The organism is Streptomyces sp. AM8-1-1 (assembly GCF_032229325.1).
Classification (GTDB): domain Bacteria; phylum Actinomycetota; class Actinomycetes; order Streptomycetales; family Streptomycetaceae; genus Streptomyces; species Streptomyces achmelvichensis.
This window is the reverse complement of record NZ_CP135086.1, coordinates 7,732,189-7,744,769: the sequence shown is the minus strand read 5'-3', so window position 1 is coordinate 7,744,769 and position 12,581 is coordinate 7,732,189. Positions and strand designations below refer to the sequence as shown.

The following is a 12,581-nucleotide window of genomic DNA, read 5'->3' as shown; positions in this document are numbered from 1 at the left end:
TTTCAGAATGCCAGGACGACCTGGAGCGCTTCGGCGGGTCGCTCGTCGAGCAGGTGGTAGGCGTCGGCGGCTTCCTCGACGGGCACGACATGGCTGACGAGGGACCGGACGTCGACCTGCCCGGAGGCGACCAGGGCGAGGAAGGTCTGCTGCAGGCGCTCGACGCTCCAGCGGGCGGACAACTGCGGTGGTACGCCGCCGATCTGGGAGCAGATCAGCTGGACGCGGTTGTGGTGGAACTCGTCGCCGAGCCTCAGTCCCACGCCGTCTCCCTGGTAGAAGCCGGAGGCGACGACCCGGCCGTCGACGGCGACGGACCGCAGGGCCTCGTGGAGGGCGGGGTAGACGCCGCTGATCTCGATCGCGGTGTCGGCGCCACGGCCGCCGGTGGCTTCGCGGATGCGCTCGGCGACGGCATCGGTACGGGCGTTGAGCGTGTGGACCGCTCCGTACTCCTTGGCGGTGGCGAGCCGGCTGTCGAGGGCGTCGACCGCGGTGACGCGTGCGCCGTTCAGATGCGCGAGGCGGGTGGCGAGGAGTCCGATGACGCCCTGGCCGAAGACGGCGACGTCCTCGCCGAGGTGGATGTCGCTGGAGAGGACCGCGTTGTAGGCGATGGCACCGACGCGGGCGAACGCGCCGGCCAGGGGGTCGAGTCCGTCGGGCAGGGTGTGGCCGCGCATGCGCTCGGCGGGGACGATGCCTTCGCTGCGGTGGCCCCAGATGCCCCAGACCAGGTCACCGACGACGGGCAGGCCGGGAGTGCCGACGAGCTCGGGCGAGACCTCGGTGACCTCGCCGACCTCGGAGTAGCCCCAGCCCGCGACGGGGTATTCGATCCCGGCCGCTCCGTCGCGGAAGAGGCGCGCCTCGGGGTCCCAGGTGCGGGTGAGGTAGGGGTTCGTGCCCCGGTAGGCCGTGAGCTCGGTGCCGGCCGAGATGCCGGAGTAGCGGGTGCGGACCCGTAGATGGCCGGGGGGCAGCGCGGCACCGGCGTGCTCGGCGACGTCGACCTGGCGAGGGCCGGTGAACTGGACAACACGTTCCACGAGGGGCTCCGAGGGGTTGGACTCTCCACTTAGGTCGAAGATATCCCAGGCTTATGTCTTGTCAACACGCAAAAGTGATGCTGTGATGCTTTCGAACTCGACATAAGCACGGTGAGGACATCACATGCTCAAGTGGATCCGTCGGTCAAAGGCGACGGCGGCGGGCCTGGCCGCGATCGTGGGCCTCGGCGGCCTCGCCGGCTGCGCCGACCCCGGCGACGCGGCCCGGCCGGACAACAGGATCACCGTGTGGTCCCAGGAGAACCTTCCTCCGCGGATGGCGGCGACCAACAAGATCATCGACCGGTTCGAGAAGCAGACCGGGATCAAGGTCGACCTCGTCGGCGTGGACGAGGGCCAGCTGCCGCAGCTGATCATGTCGGCGGCCGCCGCCGGCAAGCTGCCCGATGTCATCGGCGCGGTCCCCATGGGCCAGGTCTGGCAGATGTACAGCAACAAACTGCTGAACACGCAGGTCAGCCGCGAGATCGTCGACAGCCTCGGTACGAAGACGTTCAATGCGAACGCCCTGCGGCTCACCTCGGAGGGCAACACGCAGCTGGCCGTCCCCTCCGACGCCTGGCTGCAGCTCCTCGTCTACCGCAAGGACCTGCTCGCCCAGGCCGGACTGCCGGTCCCCGACACGTACGACAAGCTGCTCCAGGCCGCCAAGGGACTCGACACGAAGGGCCGCGACGGGATCTCGGTCGCCACCGACCCGGGCGATGTCTTCACCCAGCAGAGCTTCGAGAACCTCGCCCTCGCCAACGGCTGCCGTCTCGTCGACGAGCAGGGAGAGGTGCGGCTGGACTCACCGGCCTGCAAGACCTCCTTCGATCTGTACGACAAGCTCGGCCGCACCTACGGAGCCCCCGGCACCCAGTCCGTCGACTCCACCCGGGCCAGCTACTTCTCGGGCACCTCGTCGATGATCGTCTGGTCCTCCTTCCTCCTCGACGAGCTGGCGGGACTGCGCGACGACGCACTGCCCAGCTGCTCCGCGTGCAAGAAGGACAAGGACTTCCTCTCGGACAACAGCGGCATCGTCACGGCGCTCAAGGGGCCCGACGGCGCCGAGCCCGCCCAGTTCGGCGAGGTCACGTCCTGGGCGGTCACCCGGACCGCGGAGACGGCGGCGTCCAAGAAGTTCGTCGAGTACATGATGAACAGCGGCTACGAGGACTGGATCGGCATGGCGCCCGAGGGCAAGATCCCCGTCCGCCCGGGCACCGCCGACGACCCGGACCGCTACGAGCGCGCCTGGCGTGCGAGCGAGGTCGGCGTCGACACCCGCAAGCCCATGAACGAGGTGTACTCCGCGGCGCTGCTGGACCAACTGACCCAGGGCGTCGGCGACATGAAGCGCTGGGGCATCACCGAGGGCCAGGGCGCCCTGGTCGGCGCCACCAACGGCGAACTGCCCGTTCCCAAGGCGCTCGGCGCCATGACGAGCGGCCAGATCTCGCCGGGCGAGGCCGCCCGCGAGGCGGACGAAGAAGTCTCCGCCCTGCAGAAGTCCCTCCAGTAACCGCGGCCCCGCCGCCCCGTCGAGGATTGCCATGACCACTGCACCACCCGGCGCACCGAAGCGCCGCCATCTGACCTCCGGACAACGCCAGAACCGGGCCGGACTGGCCTTCGTCACCCCGACCTTCCTGGTCGTCCTGGTCGTCGTCATCATCCCGATCCTGTGGACCGTCCTGCTGGCCTTCCAGAACGCCAGGCTCGTCGACATCCAGAGCATGAGCCTGTTCGGCAACTGGACCCTGGACAACTTCAGCAAGATCTTCGGCTCCGCCGGATTCTGGACCAGCCTCAGCACCACACTGATCTACACCGTGGGAGCCACCGCCGGATCCGTGCTGCTCGGCCTGATCGCGGCGCTGGCCCTGCGCAAGCCCTTCCGCGGGCGAGGTGTGCTGCGCGGCTCGATGCTGCTGCCGTACGTCGCACCCGTCGTCGCCGTCGCCTTCGCCTGGGAGGTGGCGCTCAGCCCCCAGTACGGCATCGTCAACGAGTGGGGCTCGAAGCTCCTCGGCTGGGACGACCCGATCGCGTTCCTGTCCACCCGCTCGTACGAGCTGAACGTCCTCGGCGCGCACTTCGACATCCCCCTCGCGCTGCTGACCGTCATCGTCTTCGAGATATGGCGCTACTTCCCCTTCGCCTTCCTGTTCCTCCTGGCCAGGCTGCAAGCCGTCCCGGAGAGCCTGGAGGAAGCCGCCCGGGTGGACGGCGCCACCCCGACGCAGCGGTTCCGCCACATACTTCTGCCGCAGCTGATGCCCGTCATGGCACTGCTGTGCGTCCTGCGCTTCATCATGACGTTCAACAAGTTCGACGACGTCTATCTGCTCACCGGCGGCGGCTCCGGCACCGATGTCGTGGCCGTGCGTGTCTACGACTTCCTCACCGCCCGCTACGACGTCGGCGCGGCAGCTGCTCAGGCCCTGGTCCTGGCCGGCGTGCTGGTCGTCCTGCTCGGCATCTACTTCATGTTCTTCGCCAAGAGGGTCCAGGAGGAGGGGTCATGACCCGTACCCAGTTCGAGGAGAGACTGTTCGGAGTGCTGCGGTGGGTGACCATCGCCTTCCTGGCCGTCATCACCATCGTGCCCTTCTACTACATGCTCCTGCTGTCGGTGAAGCCGATCGACGCGCTGCTGCTGGATCCCGGCTCGCTGTGGGTTTCGGCGACGGACTTCACGCTCGACACCTACCGCGCGGTGCTGCGGCCGACCTCGGAGGGCGGCCAGGGATTCCTGCGCCTGCTGGGGAACTCGGCGGCGGTCTCCCTCGGAACGGTGCTGCTCACCCTCGCCGCCGCCGTGCCCGGCGCGTATGCGATCAGCCGGCTGAAGTTCTTCGGCAGCCGGCAGGTGGGCGCGATCTTCCTCGCCGTCTACCTCTTCCCGGCGACCCTGCTGGCCGTCCCGCTCTTCGTGATGTTCGCCAAGGTCGGGCTGTCCGGGAGCCTGCTGGGTCTCGCCATCGTCTACATCGCCCAGACGGTGCCCGTGTCGATCTACATGATGAAGAACTACTTCGTCACCATCCCGTACAGCATCGAGGAGGCGGCGGCGCTCGACGGCTGCACCCGCTTCCAGGCACTGCGCAAGGTGATCCTTCCGCTGGCGCTGCCGTCGCTGATGGCGACAGGGCTGTATGTCTTCATGATCGCGTGGAACGAGTTCCTCTTCGCGCTCCTCTTCCTGGCGGCGGACCCCGACGCCTGGACGGTTTCCCTCGGCCTGCAGCAGCTCGCCAACGGAATCGAGGTCCCGAAGACCGTCCTCATGGCAGGCTCCGTCGTGTTGACCATTCCCGTGGTGCTGTTGTTCTTCGCCGCGGAACGTTTGCTGACCGAGGGTCTGACCAGCGGCGCGGACAAGAGCTAGGAGTCGAGAACCATGCCGGCGAACCAGGCGAGTGCAGGCCATCTGCTGCAACTGATCCGCAGCGGACAGGCCACCACACGGGGCGAGCTCCAACTCGCCACGGGGCTCTCCCGATCCACCGTGGGCCACCGCCTCGACCAGCTCTTCGACGCGGGCTGGCTGTCCCACACCACAGGGACCTCGACCGGCGGACGCCCTTCGGTGCGCCTGGAGTTCGACTCCACGCACGCCGTGGTGCTCGCCGTCGACCTGGAGACCCGGCACGGGCGGGCCGCCGTCATCGACCTCTCGGGGCGGATCCTGGCCGAGCACACCGCGCAACTGCTCATCGCCGACGGCCCCGACCTGGTCCTGGACACCGTCGCCTCCTGGTTCCCGGACCTGCTCACGCAGGCGGCCGTCGACGCGAGTGCGGTGTGCGGGATCGGGCTGTCGGTACCCGGTCCGGTCGACTGGGACACGGGGCGGGTCGTGCAGCCCCCGATCATGCCGGGATGGGACGAGTACCCGATCCGGTCACGGATGCAGGAGGCGTACGCCCGGCAGGTGAATGCGGCGGCACCCGTCCCGGTCCTCGTCGACAACGACGCCAACCTCATGGCGTACGCCGAGCAGCGCCACCACTACCCGGACTGCTCGGCGTTCGTCCTCGTCAAGGTCTCCACCGGTATCGGTGCCGGAGTCGTCGTCGGCGGTGAGCCCTACCGGGGCATCGACGGCGGCGCGGGCGACATCGGCCACATCCGGCTGCACGACCGCTCCGACGCGCTGTGCATGTGCGGTTCCTACGGCTGCCTCGCCGCCGTGGCCAGCGGCCGGGCCATCGCCGGGCAACTGGCCGCGGCGGGTGTCCCCACCTCCTCCGGCTCCGACGTGCGCACCCATCTCGCCGCCGGGCAGCCCGATGCCGTACGGCTGGCGCGTGAGGCGGGACAGCGCGTCGGCGAGGTGCTGGTGACCGTCGTGACCCTCCTCAACCCGGGCGTCCTCGTGCTCGCCGGCGACCTGGCCAGTACCCCGTTCCTCACCGGCGTCCGGGAACTCCTCTACCAGCGGGCCATGCCCCGCACCACCGCCCACCTCAACGTGGTCACCTCCCGCCTCGGCGAATACGCCGCCCTCAGCGGAGCCGCCGCGATGGTGGTGGAGCACCTCTACGCCCCCGAACTGGCCGACGCCCGCCTCCAGGCGGCGACCGGCTCGCCCTCCTGACCGTCTCCCCCACGCGTTTCGCGCTTTCCTCCCAGGAGCACCCGTGCAGCACGCCTCACCTTCGGACGACTCCCTCCCGGCCCCCGTGCGGGTCGGACTGGTCGGCGCCGGGCCCTGGGCCAGGGCGATGCATGCCCGGATGCTCGCCGCCGGCCCCGAGACGACGCTGACAGCTGTCTGGGCACGGCGCCCGGAGGCGGCTCAGGAGACGGCGGCTCCCTTCGGCGCCAAGGTCGCCGCGTCCTTCGACGAACTGCTGGAGCAGTGCGAGGCGGTCGCCTTCGCCGTGCCCCCGGCGGTGCAGGCGGAACTCGCCGTACGGGCCGCGAAGGCGGGCCGGCCGATGCTGCTGGAGAAGCCGCTCGGCCCGGACCTCGCAGCCGCCCGCAGGGTCGCCGACGCCGTCGCCGAGCACCAGGTCGTGACCCAGCTCGTCCTGACCAAGCGCTACCACCCCCGCACCCGGGACTTCCTCGCCCGCGCGGCAGGTCTGACGGTGAGCGGAGCACGGTCCTGCTATCTCCACGGAGCCTTCCTCGGCGGGGACTTCGCCACCTCCTGGCGCCTCGAACACGGCGCCCTGCTGGACCTCGGCCCGCATCTGCTCGACCTGCTCGACGTCGCCGTCGGCCCCATCACCTCGATCCGCAGCACCGGTGACCCCCGCCGCTGGATCGAGCTGACCTGCGAGCACGCCGACGGAGCCGTCAGCCAGGCATCGCTGTCCGGGTCGGTGAAACTGGAACCGGCCCGGACGCGGATCGAGTTGTTCGGACCGGGCGACGAACTCGTCTACGACACCGCGGACATGGACCACGACGAGTGCTGGCCGGTGCTGCGCCGCGAATTCGCGACCGCGGTCCGCTCCGGTATTGATCACCCCTTGAACGCGGCGCGCGGCCTGCGGCTGCAGGAACTGCTGGCGATGGCCGAGGGAGTATCGGCCCGGTAGGACGGTGAGACCGGGGAGAGCAGGGCCCGCTTGTGGCGGCGCGCCCTGCTCCCGCTGTATGCGCCGGGGATCGACGCCGGGAGTGACCGGCGGCATGTACCCGCCGAGGTGTGACCATCGCGGTCCGCTGCCACGACGACCGCGAGTGGATTCCGGTGTGCTCCGTGCCACGTACACTCCCCCCATGGGTTGCACACACGCGATGAGGGAGTGCCTGCGAAGGGCCCCGTCCGCGATGCGCCCGTTCGCGCCGCGGATTCATTGCCGCGCGCTGCACGGCCACGGCTAGCCATCTCCTGACCGGGCCCCGTCCGGGCACCCACTCCCGTCCACGACGCCTGTGCGGCCTGTAGGACGGGCGCCTTCCCTCGTGCTCCCCCGCTCGACCGGTGACGGTCCCGCCTCCGCGGCCCGCCCCTCTCCACCGCGCACTCCCCCTGCACCACTCCCGCGGCCGTTCGGCGTGCCGTCGCCCCTGTCGGCGACGGCACACCACCGGACTGTCCGCACCTCCGAGAGGATCCCTGTGAAGTTGAGCGAACTGCTGGCCGGGCACGAGCACGAGGTCCTCGCGGGCGATCCCGACACGGTGATCACCGCCGGAACGTGCTTCGACGCCGATCGTGTGTCTCCCGGATCCCTGTTCATCGCGGTTCCCGGTCATCGCGAGGGCGGTCCCGAGGCCGTCGTCCCGGCCCTGGCGCGCGGCGCCGTCGCCGTCCTCGTCGAGGACTCCGCTCCCTGCCTCCCGCCGGCGGTGCAGACGGGAGCCGCCGTGTGCGTGGTGCGGGTCCCGGACGCGCGTACGGCCGCGGCTGTCGTCACCTCCCGGTTCTACGGCGAACCCGGACGGCAGATGGACATGATCGCCGTGACCGGCACCAACGGGAAGACCTCGGTGTCGTACATGGTCGAGTCCGTGCTGCGGATCTCCGAAGAGGCACGGGTGGGTGTCATCGGAACCGCCGGCAGCCGGATCGGCGACGAGCTGATCCCCATGCCGAGGTCCGTCCTCACCACACCGGAGTCCCCCGACTTCCAGTACCTGCTGGGCCATATGCGCGACCGCGCGGTGAGCACGGTCGTCCTGGAGGCCACGTCGATGGGCCTGCTGAACCACCGCGTCGACAACGCTTTCATCGACGTCGGCATCTTCACCAACCTGACCCAGGACCACCTGGACGACCACGGCACGATGGAGAACTACCGGGACGCCAAACTGCGCCTGTTCCAGGGGCTGTGCCGGCGCGCCGTGGTGAACTCGGGCGACCCGGTGGGCGCGGGCATCAGCGCGATGATGCCGGATGCGGTGACCACCTATGCCATCGACGGCGAGGCCGACTACCGGGCGAGCGATCTCAGCATGGACGCGTTCGGTACACGCTTCACCCTCCATCACGCCGGACGCGACTACCCGGCGGCCGTTCCGGTACCGGGACGGTTCTCGGTGTCGAACGCACTGGCCACCGTCGCGGCCTGCCACCTGCTGGGGCACGACCTGCCGGGGCTCATCGCCGCGCTCGGCCTGATGCCACCGGTTCCCGGCCGCTTCGAGCGGTACCAGACCCCGTCCGGCACCGCCGTGATCGTGGACTACGCCCACTCGCCCGACTCGCTCGAGAAAGTCCTCACCGCCATCCGGGAGTTCGCCGAAGGAGATGTCATCACCGTCTTCGGCTGCGGCGGCGACAGGGACACCACCAAGCGCGCGCAGATGGGCGAGATCGCCGGGGAACTCTCCGATCTGGTCGTCCTCACCTCGGACAACCCGCGCAACGAGGATCCCGAGGCCATCCTGGACCAGATCACTCCCGGTCTGCTGGCCGCGGACAGCCGTTTCAAACGATGCACGGACCGCCGTCAGGCCATCGACATCGCCCTCGCCGCCGCGGGCCCGCACGACATCGTTCTCGTCGCGGGCAAGGGCAGCGAGCCGTACCAGATCGTCGGCGAGCAGTTGGTGCCGTTCAGCGACATGGCAACGGTGCGTGAGCTGGCCGCCGCACAGGACACCGGCGGCCGGTGAGCGTGCGGGCGGGCCACACTCCGTAGGGTGGCGGGATGTCCCTATGGCTGACGCTCACACGGCACGACGCAGCGCAGATCGAAGAGCTCCTGGAGCACCCGGAGGGTCCGTCCGCCGGACGGGAGAGGCTGCGGCTCGCCTGGAACGACGTCGTGTTCGAGGACGACGAGGACGGAACTGCCTACCCGAGGGTGATCGAGGAGACCAGTGAGGTCCGCCGCAACTGGGACGCCCTCCATGTGCTGCTCACCGGCGCGGAGAGCTTCGACGAGGACGGCGAGCTGCTCACCTCCGCACCGGCGCCCGCCCGTGACGTGGTGATGGGCGGACTCGTCCTCGCGGAGCAGGGAGGCAACCAAGGACGGCTCTACAACCCGTTGTTGCTCATGCCGGACCAGGTGAGGGCCGTCCACTCCTTCCTTCAGGGCCTCGATGCCCCGACGCTGATCGCATGTCGTGGTGATCTCCTTCGGAAGGCCACCTTCTACTCGTTCAGCACGGACATCCCGCAGCCGGACGGCACCCTTCGGACGGAGAGCGTCGTCGAGGACGGTTCCCTGGCCGCCGGCGTGGACATCGTGCGTGGTTTCTACGCGCGAGCCGCGGCCGCGGGAAACGCCGTCATCAAGGAAGTCTCCTGACCCCCGGGCGGGGTGTGTCGGTCGGGGTGCCCGAGGGGTGTCGCGCGGCCGGTGTCAGGCGTCCGGTGCGCTCGCCGCAACCGCCGGCTCGTCCGCGGCGGCCTTCTTGTCGACCGCCGTGTAGTACACCGAGTTCTGCTGCTTGGAGCGCTCGCTCTGGTTCTTGGCGACGGACGCTTCGAGGGCGTTGCGCACCAACTGCACGGTCAGCGGGCGGTCGGGGTGTGCCCGTGCCAGCTCCTGGGTGACCTCGGCCGCGGACCAGGGCTCCTGGCGCCGTCCCAGGATGCCGACGGCGAGCTCCCGCAGGGGCGTGGAGGCGGTCTTGGGCGCGGTGGTGCTCTTGGGCGCGGAGTTGGCCTTGGGCGCGGTGGTGCTCTTGGGCGCGGTGGTGGTTGCCGCCGGCTTCTTGGCGGGCTTGCTCTTGCCCTTGGCGGTGGTTGCGGCAGCGGTGGTTGCGGATCCGCTCGCGCGACGCGCCTTCGGGACGGTCGCGCCCTTGGCGGCCGTGGCGGTCTTCGCCGGCTTGGCGTTCTTGGTCGACTTGGTGCTCTTCGCCGGTGTGCCGCCCAGGGCGGCCTGCATGCTCACCAGCAGTTCGTGGTCCTTCTGCAGTGTCTCCAGCCGGGCCTGCAACGCTGCCGCCTCGGACCTGATGCGCTCCTGCTCGGAGGAGTTGTTCTCCAGGTCGGCTGCAACCTGCTGGGCGTAGTGGGACTGGAGGTGGTTGGGGTTGTGCTCCGGCATGACAGCTCACTTTCCTCGCATACCAGTTGTGGTGCCGGATGCTACCTACAAACAACGCTCCACTGAACGTCCGGGCAGGTATCGACGGTGCTCACACTCACAACGAGACATGCTGTTCGAAGACTTCGGGCAGTTTCGACCCGTCTCGGTCACCCTGTCGCTCTCACTGCAACGGGGTCAGGGTTTCGGCGGCGCCGCATTTCGTGCACGCCCTGGTGCCCGGGCGCCGGAGCACCATCAGGGTCTGGTCGAGGTCGAGTACATCGCCGTCGTCGGCATCCTCGCAGTCATGCACGTGCACCACATTCCAGCCGGGGCGGCCGCGCTCACGCGGCAACCGCTCGATCCGCCAGGCCCGTCGTGACTCACCCGCCTCCACAGCGGGGGTTGCCGCGGGGACGAGTACCCCGTCCGGTTCGGGCGCGGGTGCCGCGGCAGCGGGCGGACCCGCAGCGGCAGTTGCCGGTGCGGGCACAGGTTCCACCTGCTGCGTGGGGATGTCCTCGTACGGGACGCCCTCCATCGGCCGGACGTATTCGGCGGGCACCCACAGCACCAACTCGGCCGGCTCCACCCACTCCTCGGCCGTGGTCTGCCACATGGGCACACCGACCTGGTACATCCATCCGCGTGAGGTCTGGAGCCGGGAGTGCACCAGACCGCGGACCTCCTGTCCGTCCGGGAGAACCACCACGATCGGCGGCAGCGGGTCTGCGTTCATCCCCCCACCGTACGTCCGCACCCATGATGTGCTGCCGTCGCGGTGACCTTCGGTTTCTGACGGACTGCCGGCGTCGGCCGGCGAAACCGCTGTGGTGTGGGCGTGGGGGCGGAGACATGGGACCGAGGTTGCGCAGGAGAACGAGGCCCCGCGGCCGCGGGTCACCGGTTCGAGGGACAACCGGCTCCGTAGGCCCTTGGACGCCTCCATGGAGGGAACACGGGTGGAGACGGACCGACCTCCACTCCGAGGAGACCGCACGATGAGTACCGAACTGACGGTCGCTCTGATCGTCGCCGCGACTGCCGTTCTGGCGATGCTGGTGGTGACCGTGGTGCTGGCGGTCAGGGTGTGGAAGGCGCGCGCCGTCCTGCGCGAGGCCGGGGTGCCGCTGAAGAACAAGGCGCTCTTCTGGGGCTCGCTCGTCTACGCCGTCAGCCCGGTCGACCTGCTTCCCGACCCGGTCTATCTCGACGACATCGGCGTACTCCTGCTGGCGCTGCGGGCCCTGCACTCCGCGGCGGCCGCGGCGAGGGGGCCCGTGCAGGGCCCCGCCCGACGCCGGCGGTCACTCGAGAAACCCCTCGAGCAACTCTGAGGTCCGCGAGCGCCGAGGCGCCGGTCCCCCGTCAGGTGGGACCGGCGCCTCGGCGCTGCTGGGGCCGTGCCGTGTCAGGCCTGGCTCGGCGGGCGGCTCAGTAGGGACCGTTCACGTTGTCGATCGAGCCGTACCGGTCCGCGGCGTAGTTGCACGCGGCGGTGATGTTGGCGACGGGGTCGTAGCTGTCCATCGCCGTGCCGGGCACGTGGTAGGCCAGGAACGTCGGCTGGATGACCTGGAGCAGACCCTTGGACGGGGTTCCGGCCGCGGCGTTGGAGTCCCAGTTGTTGATGGCGAGCGGGTTGCCCGAGGACTCGCGCATGATGTTGCGGTGGATGCCCTCGTACGAGCCGGGGATGCCGTGCTGGGCCATGATGTCCAGCGACTCCTTGATCCAGCCGTCCAGGTCGTTGGTGTAGCTCTTGACCGGTGCGGCCTTCTCGGCCGGTGCGGCCTTCGCCACGGTCTCGACGGCCGGCATCGACGTCCGCTCGGAGCGGTCGGCCCGCTCGGTGGAGGTCCTGGCCGGGGCGGGGGCGTCCGCCGTGGCCTTCTTGCCGACGGAGAGCTTCAGGCCGGGGTGGATGAGCGCCGGGTCCGCGCCGACGGCCCTGCGGTTGTCCTGGTAGAGCTTCTTCCAGCCGCCGCTCACGGCGAGCTGGTCCGCGATCGAGGACAGGGAGTCACCGGCGACGACGGAGTAGGTCGTGGGGGCCTTCTTCGCGGGAACCGGCGCGGCGGGGGCCACGGCCTTGTGGCCCAGGGACGGGTGCGTCGTCGCCGGGGCGGCGCCGGCGGTGGTCGCCCCGATCACCGGGAGGACCAGAGCGGCCCCGCCCGTACCCGCGGCGACAATGCCCCGGGTCAGTGAACTGTTCTTGGGACGGCGGTGCTTACCCTTTGCAGGCATGACGCATTCCTCTCCGTCGCCTGCGAGGTGAGCTGTCGGGTGCGGACTGGAGATGTCCGGCCGCGGTTGAATGCGACTTGACCCCGAGCCGTTCCGGATTGCGGATCGGCGGCTTACCTGGTTCCCCCGCTCCTGCCATGGGTCAGTGGTCGTGGTTTACGGGTGGCGGCAGGATTCGGCGTTCCACCCGGATTGACGGTGACGTTAAGCGAGGCGGGCGCGAGGGAACAAGCCCCGAATTCACGACGTAAACCCCTGCGATGATCCAATGGGGGTAAATACCGTCGGGCCGCATCGGGCGGGAGGTTCAACTTTCTTTACGCAG

At 69.6% G+C, this 12,581-nt stretch carries 12 protein-coding genes and 1 riboswitch; of the genes, 8 read left to right on the top strand and 4 right to left on the bottom strand.

The genetic code is table 11. The features are described 5' to 3' along the window. Positions 1-2: 2 nt before the first annotated feature. Positions 3-1,049: a zinc-binding alcohol dehydrogenase gene (locus tag RPQ07_RS34525; protein WP_313948188.1), complete on the bottom strand. Its 1,047-nt coding sequence runs from the start codon at positions 1,047-1,049 to the stop codon at positions 3-5. A gap of 124 nt (positions 1,050-1,173) precedes the next feature. Here RPQ07_RS34525 and RPQ07_RS34520 point away from each other — a divergent pair, with 124 nt between their 5' ends. From RPQ07_RS34520 to RPQ07_RS34490, 7 genes are all read left to right on the top strand, one after another. After that, complete coding sequence (locus RPQ07_RS34520) at positions 1,174-2,577, top strand: ABC transporter substrate-binding protein (RefSeq protein WP_313948187.1); 1,404 nt, start codon at positions 1,174-1,176, stop codon at positions 2,575-2,577. A gap of 31 nt (positions 2,578-2,608) precedes the next feature. Continuing rightward, on the top strand, positions 2,609-3,583 hold the full coding sequence (locus tag RPQ07_RS34515) for a sugar ABC transporter permease (protein ID WP_313948186.1): 975 nt from the start codon (positions 2,609-2,611) through the stop codon (positions 3,581-3,583). Then, positions 3,580-4,446, top strand: a complete 867-nt coding sequence (locus RPQ07_RS34510) for a carbohydrate ABC transporter permease (RefSeq protein ID WP_313948185.1) — start codon at positions 3,580-3,582, stop codon at positions 4,444-4,446. Before RPQ07_RS34515 ends, RPQ07_RS34510 begins: the two co-directional genes overlap by 4 nt. A gap of 12 nt (positions 4,447-4,458) precedes the next feature. Then, entirely contained in the window at positions 4,459-5,658 is a 1,200-nt protein-coding gene (locus RPQ07_RS34505) for an ROK family protein (RefSeq protein ID WP_313948184.1), read from the top strand. A 43-nt stretch (positions 5,659-5,701) separates the two neighbouring features. Next, positions 5,702-6,610 (top strand): Gfo/Idh/MocA family oxidoreductase, encoded by a 909-nt coding sequence (locus tag RPQ07_RS34500; RefSeq protein ID WP_313948183.1) that lies wholly within the window; start codon positions 5,702-5,704, stop codon positions 6,608-6,610. Positions 6,611-7,136: 526 nt separating this feature from the next. Beyond that, a complete protein-coding gene (locus tag RPQ07_RS34495) occupies positions 7,137-8,636 on the top strand; it encodes a UDP-N-acetylmuramoyl-L-alanyl-D-glutamate--2,6-diaminopimelate ligase (protein WP_313948182.1) in 1,500 nt (499 codons plus the stop codon). Between the two features lie 35 nt (positions 8,637-8,671). Then, entirely contained in the window at positions 8,672-9,277 is a 606-nt protein-coding gene (locus RPQ07_RS34490; protein ID WP_313948181.1) for a DUF1877 family protein, read from the top strand. Positions 9,278-9,331: 54 nt separating this feature from the next. Here the strand turns inward: RPQ07_RS34490 and RPQ07_RS34485 are convergent, their stop codons facing one another. Further along, positions 9,332-10,024 carry a hypothetical protein gene (locus RPQ07_RS34485; RefSeq protein ID WP_313948180.1) on the bottom strand — a complete coding sequence of 231 codons (693 nt, stop codon included), beginning with the start codon at positions 10,022-10,024 and terminating at the stop codon, positions 9,332-9,334. A 163-nt stretch (positions 10,025-10,187) separates the two neighbouring features. Next, entirely contained in the window at positions 10,188-10,745 is a 558-nt protein-coding gene (locus RPQ07_RS34480) for a DUF6233 domain-containing protein (RefSeq protein WP_313948179.1), read from the bottom strand. A gap of 262 nt (positions 10,746-11,007) precedes the next feature. On the opposite strand from RPQ07_RS34480, the gene RPQ07_RS34475 reads away from it, so the two are divergent. Further along, positions 11,008-11,343 (top strand): YkvA family protein, encoded by a 336-nt coding sequence (locus tag RPQ07_RS34475; protein WP_313948178.1) that lies wholly within the window; start codon positions 11,008-11,010, stop codon positions 11,341-11,343. A gap of 97 nt (positions 11,344-11,440) precedes the next feature. On the opposite strand, the gene RPQ07_RS34470 is transcribed toward RPQ07_RS34475, so the two are convergent. Then, entirely contained in the window at positions 11,441-12,256 is an 816-nt protein-coding gene (locus RPQ07_RS34470) for a LysM peptidoglycan-binding domain-containing protein (protein WP_313948177.1), read from the bottom strand. 4 nt (positions 12,257-12,260) lie between these two features. Next, positions 12,261-12,414, bottom strand: a riboswitch (cyclic di-AMP (ydaO/yuaA leader). Positions 12,415-12,581 lie beyond the last annotated feature (167 nt).

What these genes read in the sequence shown, in the direction of transcription:
- RPQ07_RS34480 (WP_313948179.1), bottom strand. Translation starts at nt 10,745, where the DNA reads ATGAACGCAGACCCGCTGCCGCCGATCGTGGTGGTTCTCCCGGACGGA.
- RPQ07_RS34515 (WP_313948186.1), top strand. Translation starts at nt 2,609, where the DNA reads ATGACCACTGCACCACCCGGCGCACCGAAGCGCCGCCATCTGACCTCC.
- RPQ07_RS34510 (WP_313948185.1), top strand. Translation starts at nt 3,580, where the DNA reads ATGACCCGTACCCAGTTCGAGGAGAGACTGTTCGGAGTGCTGCGGTGG.
- RPQ07_RS34485 (WP_313948180.1), bottom strand. Translation starts at nt 10,024, where the DNA reads ATGCCGGAGCACAACCCCAACCACCTCCAGTCCCACTACGCCCAGCAG.
- RPQ07_RS34505 (WP_313948184.1), top strand. Translation starts at nt 4,459, where the DNA reads ATGCCGGCGAACCAGGCGAGTGCAGGCCATCTGCTGCAACTGATCCGC.
- RPQ07_RS34520 (WP_313948187.1), top strand. Translation starts at nt 1,174, where the DNA reads ATGCTCAAGTGGATCCGTCGGTCAAAGGCGACGGCGGCGGGCCTGGCC.
- RPQ07_RS34475 (WP_313948178.1), top strand. Translation starts at nt 11,008, where the DNA reads ATGAGTACCGAACTGACGGTCGCTCTGATCGTCGCCGCGACTGCCGTT.
- RPQ07_RS34490 (WP_313948181.1), top strand. Translation starts at nt 8,672, where the DNA reads ATGTCCCTATGGCTGACGCTCACACGGCACGACGCAGCGCAGATCGAA.
- RPQ07_RS34470 (WP_313948177.1), bottom strand. Translation starts at nt 12,256, where the DNA reads ATGCCTGCAAAGGGTAAGCACCGCCGTCCCAAGAACAGTTCACTGACC.